Origin of the sequence: Moraxella sp. CTOTU49097, from assembly GCF_032064105.1 — a bacterium.
GTDB classification, from domain to species: Bacteria; Pseudomonadota; Gammaproteobacteria; order Pseudomonadales; family Moraxellaceae; genus Faucicola; species Faucicola osloensis_B.
This window is the reverse complement of record NZ_DAMBOA010000002.1, coordinates 191,765-205,414: the sequence shown is the minus strand read 5'-3', so window position 1 is coordinate 205,414 and position 13,650 is coordinate 191,765. Positions and strand designations below refer to the sequence as shown.

General features: G+C 45.4%; 11 protein-coding genes. 5 read left to right on the top strand and 6 right to left on the bottom strand.

Annotation, left to right across the window (positions count from 1 at the left end; all coding sequences use genetic code 11):
• The first annotated feature begins 28 nt into the window (after nt 1-28).
• The 5 genes from rpmI (at nt 29) to RT064_RS02475 (ending at nt 4,654) form a co-directional block, all read left to right on the top strand.
• Nucleotides 29-223 (top strand): 50S ribosomal protein L35, encoded by a 195-nt coding sequence (gene rpmI / locus RT064_RS02495; RefSeq protein WP_036604595.1) that lies wholly within the window; start codon nt 29-31, stop codon nt 221-223.
• 48 nt (nt 224-271) lie between these two features.
• Nucleotides 272-631 carry a 50S ribosomal protein L20 gene (gene rplT, locus RT064_RS02490; protein WP_007117209.1) on the top strand — a complete coding sequence of 120 codons (360 nt, stop codon included), beginning with the start codon at nt 272-274 and terminating at the stop codon, nt 629-631.
• Between the two features lie 114 nt (nt 632-745).
• The gene (pheS, locus tag RT064_RS02485) at nt 746-1,789 is read left to right on the top strand and encodes a phenylalanine--tRNA ligase subunit alpha (RefSeq protein ID WP_313061054.1); all 1,044 of its coding nucleotides are present in this window, start codon (nt 746-748) and stop codon (nt 1,787-1,789) included.
• A gap of 9 nt (nt 1,790-1,798) precedes the next feature.
• Complete coding sequence (gene pheT / locus RT064_RS02480; RefSeq protein WP_313061053.1) at nt 1,799-4,213, top strand: phenylalanine--tRNA ligase subunit beta; 2,415 nt, start codon at nt 1,799-1,801, stop codon at nt 4,211-4,213.
• 123 nt (nt 4,214-4,336) lie between these two features.
• Nucleotides 4,337-4,654, top strand: coding sequence for an integration host factor subunit alpha (locus tag RT064_RS02475; RefSeq protein ID WP_007117206.1), 318 nt, complete (start codon nt 4,337-4,339; stop codon nt 4,652-4,654).
• Nucleotides 4,655-4,800: 146 nt separating this feature from the next.
• Here the strand turns inward: RT064_RS02475 and RT064_RS02470 are convergent, their stop codons facing one another.
• From RT064_RS02470 to RT064_RS02445, 6 genes are all read right to left on the bottom strand, one after another.
• Nucleotides 4,801-5,778 (bottom strand): MetQ/NlpA family ABC transporter substrate-binding protein, encoded by a 978-nt coding sequence (locus RT064_RS02470; RefSeq protein ID WP_313061047.1) that lies wholly within the window; start codon nt 5,776-5,778, stop codon nt 4,801-4,803.
• A 162-nt stretch (nt 5,779-5,940) separates the two neighbouring features.
• Nucleotides 5,941-6,630 carry a methionine ABC transporter permease gene (locus RT064_RS02465; protein WP_007115396.1) on the bottom strand — a complete coding sequence of 230 codons (690 nt, stop codon included), beginning with the start codon at nt 6,628-6,630 and terminating at the stop codon, nt 5,941-5,943.
• A gap of 67 nt (nt 6,631-6,697) precedes the next feature.
• Nucleotides 6,698-7,435: a methionine ABC transporter ATP-binding protein gene (locus tag RT064_RS02460; protein ID WP_050324973.1), complete on the bottom strand. Its 738-nt coding sequence runs from the start codon at nt 7,433-7,435 to the stop codon at nt 6,698-6,700.
• 169 nt (nt 7,436-7,604) lie between these two features.
• Complete coding sequence (locus tag RT064_RS02455; protein ID WP_313061041.1) at nt 7,605-9,239, bottom strand: sensor histidine kinase; 1,635 nt, start codon at nt 9,237-9,239, stop codon at nt 7,605-7,607.
• A gap of 169 nt (nt 9,240-9,408) precedes the next feature.
• A complete protein-coding gene (locus RT064_RS02450) occupies nt 9,409-10,146 on the bottom strand; it encodes a response regulator transcription factor (RefSeq protein WP_313061038.1) in 738 nt (245 codons plus the stop codon).
• Nucleotides 10,147-10,450: 304 nt separating this feature from the next.
• Nucleotides 10,451-13,633 (bottom strand): efflux RND transporter permease subunit, encoded by a 3,183-nt coding sequence (locus tag RT064_RS02445; RefSeq protein WP_313061036.1) that lies wholly within the window; start codon nt 13,631-13,633, stop codon nt 10,451-10,453.
• Between the last annotated feature and the right edge of the window lie 17 nt (nt 13,634-13,650).

Here is a 13,650-nt window from a genome sequence, read left to right as displayed (position 1 = left end):
AATCTGTGTCAAAAACGAACAAGAGGCTATCATGAAATTAAAAACTCGCCGTGGTGCTGCCAAGCGTTTCAAAAAAACTGGTAACGGTATCAAACGCAAGCAAGCATTCAAACGCCACATTTTGACCAAAAAATCTCCTAAGCGTATCCGTCAATTACGTGGATGCAAATTGGTACACGTGTCTGATGAAAAACGTGTTTACCGTATGTGTCCTTACCTATAATTTATAGGTACTCAATCAACTGATATTACAAAACTTTAGGAGTAAATTATGGCTCGTGTAAAACGTGGTGTACAGGCAAATCGCCGTCATAAAAAAGTATTGGCTCGTGCAAAAGGTTATTACGGTGCGCGTTCTCGTGTTTTCCGTGTTGCTGTACAAGCAGTTACCAAAGCTGGTCAATATGCGTATCGTGACCGTCGTAATAAAAAACGTTCATTCCGTCGTTTATGGATTGCACGTATCAACGCGGGTGCGCGCTTAAATGGCTTAAGCTACAGCCGTATGATTAACGGTCTAAAAAAAGCCAGCATCGAAATCGACCGCCGTGTATTAGCAGACATCGCTATGCATGATGCGCAAGGTTTTACGGCATTGGCAGAAAAAGCAAAACAAGCACTGGCTGCTTAATTTGTTTTAAAGCGATTTTTCAAAAAGCCATTAAGTGCAAGCTTAATGGCTTTTTTTATCGCCATATTTTAGTTAAAATGCCTATCACTATTGATAACCAAGATTGCAACGCTCATGACAGAAATAACGACTGACAAACTTATCCAATATTCTGAAAATTTAACCGATATCACCCAAGACCAATTCACCCAATTTGTTCAAGATGCCAAAGCCTTAATCAGCACCGCACAAAACCCCCAAGACCTACAAAACATCCGCGTGACTTTAACCGGCAAAAAAAGCCATTTGACCACTTGGTCAAAACAGCTGGGCGGACTCGATGCCGACGGCAAAAAGACCATCGGTGGCATGCTGCATCAAGTACGTACCCAAATCAATGACAGCCTACAACAAGCGCAAAGCGATTTAGAAGCCAAAGCCTTGGCTGCCAAACTTGCCAGCGAATCCATTGACATCACCCTGCCAGCACGTGGACAACAAGCGGGTAATTTGCACCCTGTCACCATGACCGCTGAGCGTATGCAAGGGTTTTTCCGTCAAGCAGGCTTTGAAGTCGCAACAGGTCCTGAAGTTGAGAGCGACTACTACAACTTCGAGGCGCTAAATATTCCAAGCCATCACCCAGCGCGCGCCATGCACGATACCTTTTATTTTAATGCCAATTATGTGCTACGTACCCATACCAGTTCGGTGCAAATTCGCACAATGGAAAAAGGCAACCTGCCGATTCGTATCATCTGTCCAGGACGCGTGTATCGCAACGACAGCGACCAAACGCACTCGCCGATGTTTCATCAGCTTGAAGGTTTGTATGTCAGCGAATCGACCAATTTTGCTGAATTGAAAGGCTTGATTCATGAGTTTTTGCAGGCGTTTTTTGGTCGCAAACTTACGGTGCGTTTTCGCCCGTCGTATTTTCCATTTACTGAGCCGTCTGCAGAAGTGGATATCCTTGCCGAAAATGGCAAGTGGCTAGAAGTGATGGGCTGCGGTATGGTGCATCCAAAGGTATTGTCCGATAGCGGTATTGACCCGACCAAATACCAAGGTTTTGCATTTGGCATGGGCATTGAGCGCTTTGCCATGCTGTATTATGGGGTGAATGATTTACGCTTGTTCTATCAAAATGATGTCAGATTTTTAAAGCAGTTTGCTTAGGGGAAAACAATGAAAATTAGCGAAAACTGGTTACGCCAATGGGCAAACCCAAACTTAAGCGCTGAGCAAATTGGCGAACAACTGACGATGGCAGGCTTAGAGCTTGATAGCTTGGATAAAGTCGCCAAAGACTTTAGCGGTGTGGTTGTCGGTGAAGTGATTGACGTCACCCAACATCCCGATGCTGATAAACTGCGCGTTGCCAAAGTGAATGTCGGTGAGCATAGCGAATCACCCTTACAAATCGTTTGCGGTGCGCCCAATGTGGCCGCTGGCGTGCGTGTACCTGTGGCACTGGTGGGCGCCAAACTGCCACATGCACAAGGGGATGAACCCTTTAAAATTAAAAAAGGCAAACTGCGCGGCGTAGAATCGCACGGTATGCTGTGCGGTGGTAGTGAGATTGACTGTGATGATGGTGTTGATGGCTTGTTAATTTTGCCACAAGACGCCCCGATTGGCATGGATATCCGAGCGTATCTTGGCTTAGACAATCATGTGCTAGATATTTCAATTACCCCAAACCGGGGTGATTGTTTTAGTGTGCGCGGTATCGCGCGTGAGCTTGCCGTGCTCAATGATTTAACATTTCAACTACCCTTTGACCACATCACCGCAGCTGTGACCGACAACGACAGCCAAGCGGTTAGCGTAGAGACCACCGACTGCCCGCGTTATTACGCGCAATTGGTCAGTGGGCTGACAGGCACCACGCCATCACCTGATTGGATGAAACAAGCCTTGAATGCCTCAGGCGTCAAACCACGTAATCTACTGGTGGATGTCACCAATTATGTACTACTCGAGCTCGGTCAGCCGCTGCATGCGTTTGATGCCGACAAGTTGGTGGGCGCAATTACCGTGCGTCATGCCCAACAAGGCGAAACCCTTGAGCTCTTAAATGAGCAAACCATCACCTTACAAGGTGATGAGCTGGTGATTGCCGATGAACAAGGGGTCATTGCGTTAGCGGGAATCATGGGTGGACTTCGCACCGCAGTGACCGATAGCACGACCCGAGTGGTAATCGAGAGCGCATTTTTCAAACAGTTGGCGATTGCAGGTAAAGCGCGCCGTTTTGGCTTGCATACCGATGCGTCACAGCGTTTTGAGCGAGGTGTTGATTTTGAATTGCCAAAATTGGCACTCGACCGCGCGGTCAATTTATTGGCAACATTTGGCAATGGCTCAAGTGAGGTTAGGGTCGGTCAAATCACGCTAGTTGAAAATACCGCTGAACTGCCAAAACGTACCCCGGTGACGCTACCGATTGTCAGTATCAATAAATTGTTAGGCGCGGATATCGCCACCGACAAAGCCATTGAGATTTTAGAGAGTCTACAAATCAGCACCGAGTTACAAGGCGAAAATCTGGTTGCCACACCGCCAAGCCATCGTTTTGATATCAGCTTACCCGAAGATTTGATTGAAGAAATCGCCCGCATTTATGGCTATAACAATATTGCCAACAAACTGCCGGCGTTTACCAGTAACTTGTTTGACAATAAACGCCAAAATGATTTGCATAACTTAAAAATGAGCTTGGTCAATCAAGGTTATTTTGAAGCGGTGAGTTTTAGTTTTAGTGATGCCAAAGTCGAAGCTTTATTTGATGGGGCGCATTTTGCTGCACCACTCGCACTTGCCAATCCAATCTCAAGTGACTTGGCGGTCATGCGTCGTACCCTGCTATCTAGTTTGTTGCCTTGTGTGCAATATAACTTAAACCGTCAACAAAACCGCGTGCGTCTGTTTGAGACGGGTCTGCGTTTTGATGGCAGTGATATCGCAAGCTTAAACCAAGTGGACACTTTAGCGATAGTGGCAGTCGGCAGTACCCATCCAGAGCAGCACCATGACAGCCGTGTGATGGATTTTTATGACCTAAAAAATGACGTCGAATCGGTTTTTCCACGGTTTGCCCAGTCTGCTATCAGTTATCAACGTAGTGAGCAGCCGTTTTTACACCCCGGTCAGAGTGCTGATGTACACTATCAAGGCAAGGTGATTGGCTGGTTGGGTCAGTTGCACCCACAGATTGCCAAAGCCTTGGATTTGCCGACCACTTGGGTGGCGCAGCTGAATTTACAGGCGGTCATTGACATGCACCAACAGGCATTGACCATCATGACCCCAAGTAAATTCCCACAAGTACGCCGTGATATTGCTGTGGTGGTAGACAAGTCGATTGCTATGCAATCAATGAAGGATACTATCAAACAAGTCGGGGGCGAGCTATTAAGAGATGTGTGGTTATTTGATGTCTATGCTGGCAGTAACTTGCCTGAAAATCAACAATCGCTTGCTTTTGCACTGGTGTGGCAAGACCTCGATGCCACGCTTTCTGACGAGCGTATCAATGCACGAATGGAAGCTGTCATCGCTGCGCTACATGAGCAGTATCACGCAACGCTACGTATGTAATCTTGGACTAGCAAATTATGCCAGTCGATACAATGTTTTTCTTTGATTTTAAAGTAAAAATAACTATCGACTGTATTTGCTAGAATCGCTAGAATAGGAACATTTAGTAGGGTGGGTATGATAATGAATATGCAAGTTGAAGGAAAAACCTTAACCAAATTAGAAATGATCAATCATTTGATGGAAAATTTGGGCATGACGCGCCAAGACAGCCGCGCATTTGTGGAGAATTTTTTTTCAGAGTTGTCGGAGACGTTGACCAAAGGTCACCAAGTCAAGCTATCGGGGTTTGGGAACTTTGAGATTAAGGATAAAAGCCAACGCCCAGGTCGCAACCCAAAGACTGGCGAGATGGTTCATGTCACAGCGCGCCGCGTTGTTACCTTTAAAGCGGGGCAAAAAATGCGTCGCAGCATTGAAGATAAACTGTTCACAGAATAAGCGCTTTATTATTTTTAGATTATTTTCAGTTAATTTAGGTGTTTTAAAATCAGTTACCGCATTTTGACCATAAAACATTCTGTCCATAAAATTTGACCATAAAAAAAGAAGCTTAATGCTTCTTTTTTTATGCTAGTAATTACCCATTATTTGGTAGCAGAGGCGGTTGCACTGGCAGCTGCTGGTGTCGCAGGGTTTTCGCCCCAGATAGCTGGGTATTTGTAACCTGGGAAAGTTTTGTGGGCGTATTGTTTAAATTCTTCTGAATTATACGCATTGGTCACGTCTTTTACCCATTGTGTGTCTTTGTCTTTGGTGCGAATCGCTGACCAGTTGACATACGCATAGCTTGGCTCTTGGAACAGCGCTTCAGTCAACTTGATACCTGAGCTGGTTGCATAGTTACCATTGATGACTGCAAAGTCAACGTCAGAACGTGCACGTGGTAATTGTGCGGCTTCTAGCTCTACCAATTTGATATTTTTTAGGTTTTCTGCGATATCATTTTTTGATGCGGTCAGTGGGTCGATATTGGCTTTAAGTTTTACCCAGCCCAGTTCGTTGAGCATTACCAGCGCGCGTGCAAAGTTGCTTGGATCGTTCGGTACAGCCACGGTGGTACCGTCTTTGACTTGTTTTAGGTCATTTAATTTACCTGGATAGATGCCAAGCGGTGCAGTAGGCACTTGGAAGACTTCAACGATATCTAGGTTGTTGTCTTTTTTGAAGGTATCGAGATAAGGTTTGTGTTGGAACACGTTGATATCAATATCGCCATCGGCTAAGGCTTTATTTGGGCGCACATAGTCAGAGAATTCAACCAATCTGACTTTATAGCCTTGTTTTTCTAACTGCGGTTTGACAGAGTTTTTGACCATGTCACCAAAGTCGCCCACAGTAGTACCAATCACAATTTCAGATTTGTTCGGGTCGATACCGGTGCTTGCCGCTGCCGTGGTAGTCGTTGAGCTTGCGGTGGTCGTGGTTGTAGTTGTGGTGGTGCTGGCTTGTGCTGTGGTTTCGGTTTTGCTTTCAGGTTTGCTACAACCGACTAGGGCAATCCCTGCCACCCCTACAGTTGCTAATAGCTGCGCGATGTGGCTTGATAAATGCGTTAATTTCATACCTTCCTCCAAAAATGAAAAAATAAACGGACAAAACAATCAGCTTACCTTAACATACTCATAAAAAAAATGTTATTGAGAGTTAACCTATGGATATGAAATTTTTTCATAATTCCTAGAAAAACCATCAATAACAATTTTTTAAACAGCCATCAGCTAAAATTAACGTTTATCCAGACGGTGCGCCAAAATATTACCGACTGATTGGATGATAATCACCATCACCACCAATAAAATCACCATAAAAATCATCACGTCATTTTGATAGCGGTTATAACCATAGCGAATCGCCAAATCACCAAGACCGCCACCGCCAATCATACCCGCTGCCGCACTGTAAGAGAGTAAACTAATCATCAAGGTAGTAATACTTAAAATCAAACTTGAGCGTGACTCGACCAATAACACGTTACGAATAATTGTCCCTGTACTTGCACCCATCGATAACGCCGCTTCGATGATACCTTTTGGCACATCACGCAGATTTTGCTCAACGAGCCTAGCAAAGTAGAAGATACCGGCGACACTCAAAGCAAGCGATGCCGCGATTGGACCAATGGTGGTACCGACAATGAGGCGAGTGACAGGAATAATCACAATCATCAAAATCACAAACGGAAAAGCACGCATGATATTGGTAAAGTTGCCAAGTCCTGCATACAGCGATTTGTTGTCGGCGAGCTGATTTTTACTGGTCAAAAATAGCGCGACGCCGAGCAATGTACCAAAGATGACTGACGCAACCGTTGAGATACCCACCATAATCAGCGTTTCCCAAAACGCTTGCCAAATTTCTGCCTTCATCCCCAAAAGATTATCAACCGCGCTTTGCCAAGTTAATGTATTTGCCATGAAATTACCCAACGATTCAATTTAAAACTTAAAAGATTATCCAGTCATCAACGATGTTTTTGCGCCGTTAATCATCACTAATCAGCAGTTGCCCAATCGGTGTGGTGGCATGAATTTGCCCCGAATGTACGTCAGCAACTTCCAACAATTTGCCTTTATCAAGCAGGGCAACGCGGTTACACAGCTTGCGAATCACGGACATTTCATGGGTCACAATCACGATAGTGACGTTAAACTTGTCATTAATATCCTTGAGACAGGCTAACACCGATTTGGTGGTCGCAGGGTCGAGCGCAGAGGTAGGCTCATCGGCGAGCATTACATGAGGCTTGGGTGCTAACGCGCGTGCGATACCTGCCCGCTGTTTTTGACCACCAGAGAGCTGGGCAGGATAGTGGTTGGCGCGATTGACCAAATCGACAATTTCAAGGCATTCCATCACCCGCGGCATGATGGCTGCTTTTTCCCACCCTGCAATCTCTAGGGCAAAGGCAATGTTTTGTGCCACCGTGCGATTTGCCATCAGATTAAACTGCTGAAAAATCATCCCGATATTTTGACGGGCATGGCGCAAATCGTGGGTGGATAGCGAGGTCAGCTCCTTGCCATCAATGGTGACCGTGCCGCTATCTGGGCGTTCAAGTAAATTAATCAAGCGTAGCAAGGTGGATTTGCCCGCGCCAGAATAACCCATCAAGCCAAAAATCTCGCCTTGTTGGATTGTGAGCGATGTCGGTTCTACCGCAGTAAACCAGTTGCCATCTTGGGTTTGGAAGCGTTTGGTAACGTTATCAATGGTAATCATGATAATAAAAAATTTTGCAGTGGCTAAAAGAAGGTAATTTTAGCACAGCTCGTCGTCAGCGTTTAGTCGCTTTAATGAATAAATAAATGCCGAATGGTATGTTTAATTAAATAATAGAGGAGAAAACCGAAAAAAATTGTGACAAAACTATAGGCAGAGATAAAAGCGATTACGATTGGGTGATAGGTAATGTGACCAAAAAGCGGGTATGACCATGCACTGTGTCGGTGATAATACGACCGCTATGGGCTTTGACAATCTGCGCGACTAAAGATAGCCCGAGCCCTGAGCCTTTTTTCTCTTGTTGTAGCCGTACAAATGGACTGAAAATATCGGTGCGTTTGTCCTCAGGAATGCCTGTACCTTGGTCGATAACCGCAATACACACCTGATGAAATTCTGGCAGGTGTACAACGTCAGATTTTTTACGGGAAAAAATAGACGATTTATTTTTTGGTTTGTTAGCCAGTTTGCTCGAAGTTGCTTCGCTATCTACTGTGACCGTTGTTGTGTTTGTTGCTGGGGGTATAGTGGTCGCTGACATCGTAGTATCAAAGGTGATGTCAGTGCCGTTTGTGGGGTCACTGGTGGTATTTTTTATAGGGGCGGGCAAAGCCACTTTATCTTTTTGAGCATCGGTATTTTTTTGAGTATCGGTATCTTTTATACTCTCTTGAATGGTAGGTGGGGCATCAATTGCCAGTTGATTACCCGCATCATCAATGGCATACAGCTGTACGCTCACAGGTGGGACGCCATGAAGATGGGCATTGTCGAGCAAATTACGCACGAGGTGGGTGAGAAGTTTGGCTTGCCCTTGGATGATAATATGACCACCCGTAAAGCTAGCTTGTGGGTAGTGCTGAATCTCGTTTTTAATTAACTCATATAAATCGACGTCTTCTACTTTTTCTATCGCATGACCGGCATCCATACGACTGACCAGCAAAATACTTTCCACCAAATCATTAAGACCTGTTAAATCACGGTTGATGGCATCGGCACGTTTTTGTACTTTATCTTGTATCGTTTTGTCAAACTGACTCGCCAGCATGGTCATCATTTCAACTTGTAGACGAATACGGGTAATCGGTGTACGAATCTCATGTGAGGCATGAGCTAACAGCAGTTTATTGGCATTCATCAAGGTTTCGATACGCTCCGCGGTTTGGTTAAAACCGCGTGCCAAAATGGTAATTTCATCGTTGCCCACGGGCGTGACACGGGCAGAGAAATCGCCATCACCCAGTTGGGTGATTTGCCGACTTAGCTGATTGATACGCCATGTCATGGTGCGCGCAATCATCCATAACATGCCCGACATGATGAGCAGCAGTAGCAAGGTACCTGTCAATAAATTAATCGCGGGCGAAATCGCACGGCGGTTACTAAGTTTTGATTGGTATAACAGCACATAACCCGATTGACTATTGACTTGAATTTCGGTCGGGTGTTTTGGATCATCTCTAGGAAACAAGGATAAAAAAAATGGCGGGTTTGGCGGTAAGGTGGCAGGCAACCCACGCATAATCATAATTGCTTCGCCACTTTTGCCATCGTATAGACCAAATTTGGCGTTGAGTGAATCGCTATAGATATTAAAACTACGGCGTACGAGGGCAAGTAGATAACGGGTTTCGAGATTTTTTTGTTGGTTCTGTGCCGTGCGCAGCTCAACTAGTAGCGGGTCTAGCTGTTGGGTGACTTGGCTGGCAATGACTTGGTGGCGGGTATTGGCAGAAGTATCGTGTACTAGGTGGCTTAAAACTACCATTGCCCCAGCAAAAATGACCAATGCCAGCATAACGCTGGCAAATAACTTGCTAAATACACTGTTAAATTTTATGCCGCTCAATCGCACACAGAATCCAAAAATCGTGGGTCATCACAGGCTATTATAATAGCTTTGCTAGCATAAATAACCAAGGATAATGACCTTTTGCGTGTTAAATTTGTCAAGCAATCTTACACTCTTACACTTGGTCAGTGGCAAACTGATAGCCGACACCGCGCACCGTGATAATGCGTTTTGGCTGACGAGGATTATCTTCAATCAGCGCGCGCAGACGTGAAATATGCACATCAATGGCACGGTCAATGTTATCACTGCTGTCATCGTTGGGCATTGCATGCCACAGCTGTTCACGGCTCAGTACTTTACCAGAGTGGGTAGCAAAGTAATGTAATAATTGAAACTGGTGGGTGGTCAAACGCACCGGCTCATCATCAATCGTTACTTCATGGCTGTCTGGATAAACCTTTAAGCGACCAAATACTAAGTTATCTTCCTTTTGCTGGTGAAGCGGCAGGTCATGCCGGCGCATGACCGCACGGATACGCGCCAATAGTTCACGTGGCTCAAATGGTTTTGAGACATAATCATCCGCGCCCATCTCAAGACCCAGTACACGATCAGTAGTGTCACCTTTGGCAGTGAGCATGATAATCGCCGTTTGCGCCAGACGGCTATCTTTGTGCTGACGAATACGTTGACACACTTGCATACCATCCATATCCGGCAACATCAAATCTAAAATCACCAAATCAATGGATTTTGCAGGATTAAATAGTGTCTCTAGCCCTGCTGTTGCGGTTGGCGCATGCTGAACCTCATAATAGTTCATGCCTAAATATTCGCTAATCAACTCGGCTAAATCTGGATCATCCTCAATCAATAGTACGGTTTTAGTACCACTATTATTATCTTCCATTACCAACTCCAAAAATTCTCTAAAAATAAATCAGTTGTTATTATTGCTTTTGCTCATCAAAGCCAGATTTCTATCATCAATCAAGAGCCTATTATCATAAAGCAAGATACTATTATCATAAAGCAATAGACTGCCAATATGATAGTGTCTTACACAGATTTATAAAACTTCTTAGCTGCCAATCATACAGCTATCAATCACACAGCCCAATTAATCCAATTAATGCATAGCCCAATTTAAAATTGTACTGAGCTACTCATTCTTAAGTTTCTTTACACTGTATAAAATTGTAATGAATTATTGCTTAAAGTGAGTCGTGGCGCTCTATCCCAAGGGTCTTTGCTTTCTTTTTAGCAAATAATCGAAAAAACCGCTGTTTGCCGTCATCTAAATAGGTATAAATCACCGGCACCACAATCAAGGTCAATAAGGTTGAAGTAATCACCCCGCCAATAATGGCGTGTGCCATCGGTGCTTGTTGCTCTGACCCTTCACCAATGCCAAGTGCCAGCGGTATCATCCCCATCACCATGGCAGCGGTAGTCATCAAAATGGGGCGCAGGCGCGTTTGCCCTGCCAGCATAATAGCTTCAGTACGGCTCAAACCGTTTGATAAAGACTCTTTAATAAAATCAATGAGCAAAATCGCATTTTTACATACCAATCCCATTAGCATGATAATGCCGATGATAGAAAATATATTAAGACTAGAGCCGAATAAAAATAACGCAAAGAACACCCCAATCAGTGATAATGGCAGCGATGCCATAATCGCCACAGGGTATAAAAAGCTATTAAACTGTGACCCTAATAACATATAGATAAACACAATTGCCAGTCCAAGTGCGGTTGTGGCGTAGCCAATGGATTCGGCCATGTCCTTGTTAGAGCCTTGTACCGCAAAGCTGTAACCGGGTGGCAGTTTCATTTCGTTTTGGATTTTGGTGATATCCGCGCCGATATCACCTGCCGGTCTGCCATCCGTGTTGGCTTGGACTACTACCTCACGAAACAGCGAACGGCGGTTGATTTGTGGGGCACCCAAGGTTTCACTAAAATTCGCCACTTGCGATAGCGGCACTAGCACTGGCTGACCATTTTGATCCACACGGCTTGATGACAAGTACATGGATTGTAGTTGCGAGATAGTCTGGCGGTTGTCGTCATTTAAGCGCACGTTGACATCGATATTGTTGCCGTTGTCATCTTTAAAAGTGCTCACATTGTCACCGGCTAGCAGCGGTCGTAATGCTTGTCCGATTTGCCCAATCGAGAGACCGGCATCATTTGCTGCTTCTCGGTTGATGGTGACATTGACCATTGATTTGGGCTGTTTAAGGGTGCTTTCCAAATCTACCAAGCCATTGACGTTTGAGAGTTTTTGCATAAATTCATTGGATAAACGTTGCAGCTCATTTAAATCATTGCCTTTGATGGATATCATAATCGGCTTAAGACCACCACTGACTGCCATGGCAGCGGCTGCCACTGAGGTGACTTTAATACCGCCTACCTGCTGCAATTGCTCACGCATGGCACGGTTTAAGGCATCTATTCCGCGCGTGCGCTCATCTTTAGGTACTAACGATACATTCACTTGTACCCGATTGTTACCGCTATAGGACATCGCATTAACCGTGGCATAAGTATTGGTAACCTCAGGAAAACTTTGTAATACCGCGTTGACTTGTGCTGCTTTTTGCTGGGTGTAGTCAATATTGGCATTGACGGGGGTTTCAAATTTGACTTTGATTTCATTCATATCCGCTTGCGGGACAAACTCTTTGCCCACCAACCCCACGGCAAAAAACGCGGCAACCAGCGAAGCAATTGCAATCAGCACAGTCATCAAACGATGGCGTAAACTCCATGCAAGAATATGGCTGTATAGATTGGTCAATCGATCCAACAGGCGCTGAAACCCCGCTAATAGCCACGCAATCGGTCGTTTGCGAAACGATACCCGCGCATTGAGTCGGTCATGTTGGTGCGCGGCATCTGGGTCTGGCCAAATCGAAGACAACATCGGGTCAAGTGTGAAGCTAACAAATAACGACAGCAACACAGCGGTGGAAACGGTCACACCAAACTGATAAAAAAAGCGTCCGATAATCCCGCCCATAAAAGCCACGGGTAAAAATACCGCCACAATCACCAGCGTCGTCGCTAGCACGGCAAGCCCGATTTCTTGGGTGCCATCAAGCGCCGCTTGGCGGTGATGTTTGCCCATACCCACATGGCGCACGATATTTTCCCGCACCACAATCGCATCATCAATCAGCAGTCCGATACATAATGCCAGCGCCAGCAGGGTCATCATGTTGATGGAAAAACCGAACGTCCAAATCGCCGCTAAAGTACCGAGCAGCGAAATGGGCAGCGTCAATCCTGTGATGATGGTCGAACGCCACGACCCTAAGAACAACCAAACAATAAACACCGCCAATATCGCCCCTTCAATCAAGGTGCGTACCACATTATTTAACGAGCCGCGAATACTTTTGGAGCTATCAGCGACCACCGTCATGGTGACACCTGGGGGTAGGGTGGCTTGGATTTCTGCCAGACGCTGTTGGGTTTTATCAACCACATCAATCACATTGGCATCCGACATTTTGATAATATCCATTGCCACCGCAGGTTGACCATTTTGTAGCGACGCTGACTCAGCCTCGGCTTGCCCATCAACGACTTGGGCAACTTGCGATAAGTACACAGGCACGATAGCACCCGTGCTTGAACGATTTTGGGCGACAATGATTTGGTTAAACTCATTGGGTGTTTTGACCAACCCGTTGACTTGAATCACCATTTCTTGGTTTTGATTATTGATAGTACCGACAGGTAATTCGACGTTTTCTGAGCGTAGTGCATTGCTAATTTGATTGACTGAGACTTTATAGGCATTCATTTGGGTGGGATTGAGTAGCACACGGATTTGACGCTGACGACCCCCCAAGATATCGACACGACCCACCCCTGTGACGATTTGTAGCTGTTTTTTGACCGTGTTGTCTAAATAAGTGGATAATTCCCGAAGCGACATGTTGTCAGAGCGAAACGTGACAGACACCACAGGTGCGTCGGCAGGATTGTACTGCGCAACGATAGGCGTGGTGACTTCATCTCGAAAGGTGGGGGTCACCAGTGCCAATTTATCACGCACATTTTGCGCGGCAACATCGGACGGGATATTTAAATCAAACTGCACGATGACTTGTGAGAGGCCTTGTTGGGTGATGGAGGTCACTTCTTTGACACCGGCGATGGTATTGACTTGGTCTTCAATTTTTTTGGTAATGTCGGTTTCGATGACTTCAGGCGAAGCGCCACTATAAACGGTATTGACCACCACAAAAGGAAATTCAATATTAGGAAATTCCTCAACTTTCATGCGAAAAGTTGCTAGTAGTCCAATGACCATCAGCGCGAGCATGACCATGGCGGCAAACACAGGATTGTTGATACTGACGCGGGTAAGCCACATAGCAAATTCCTAATACC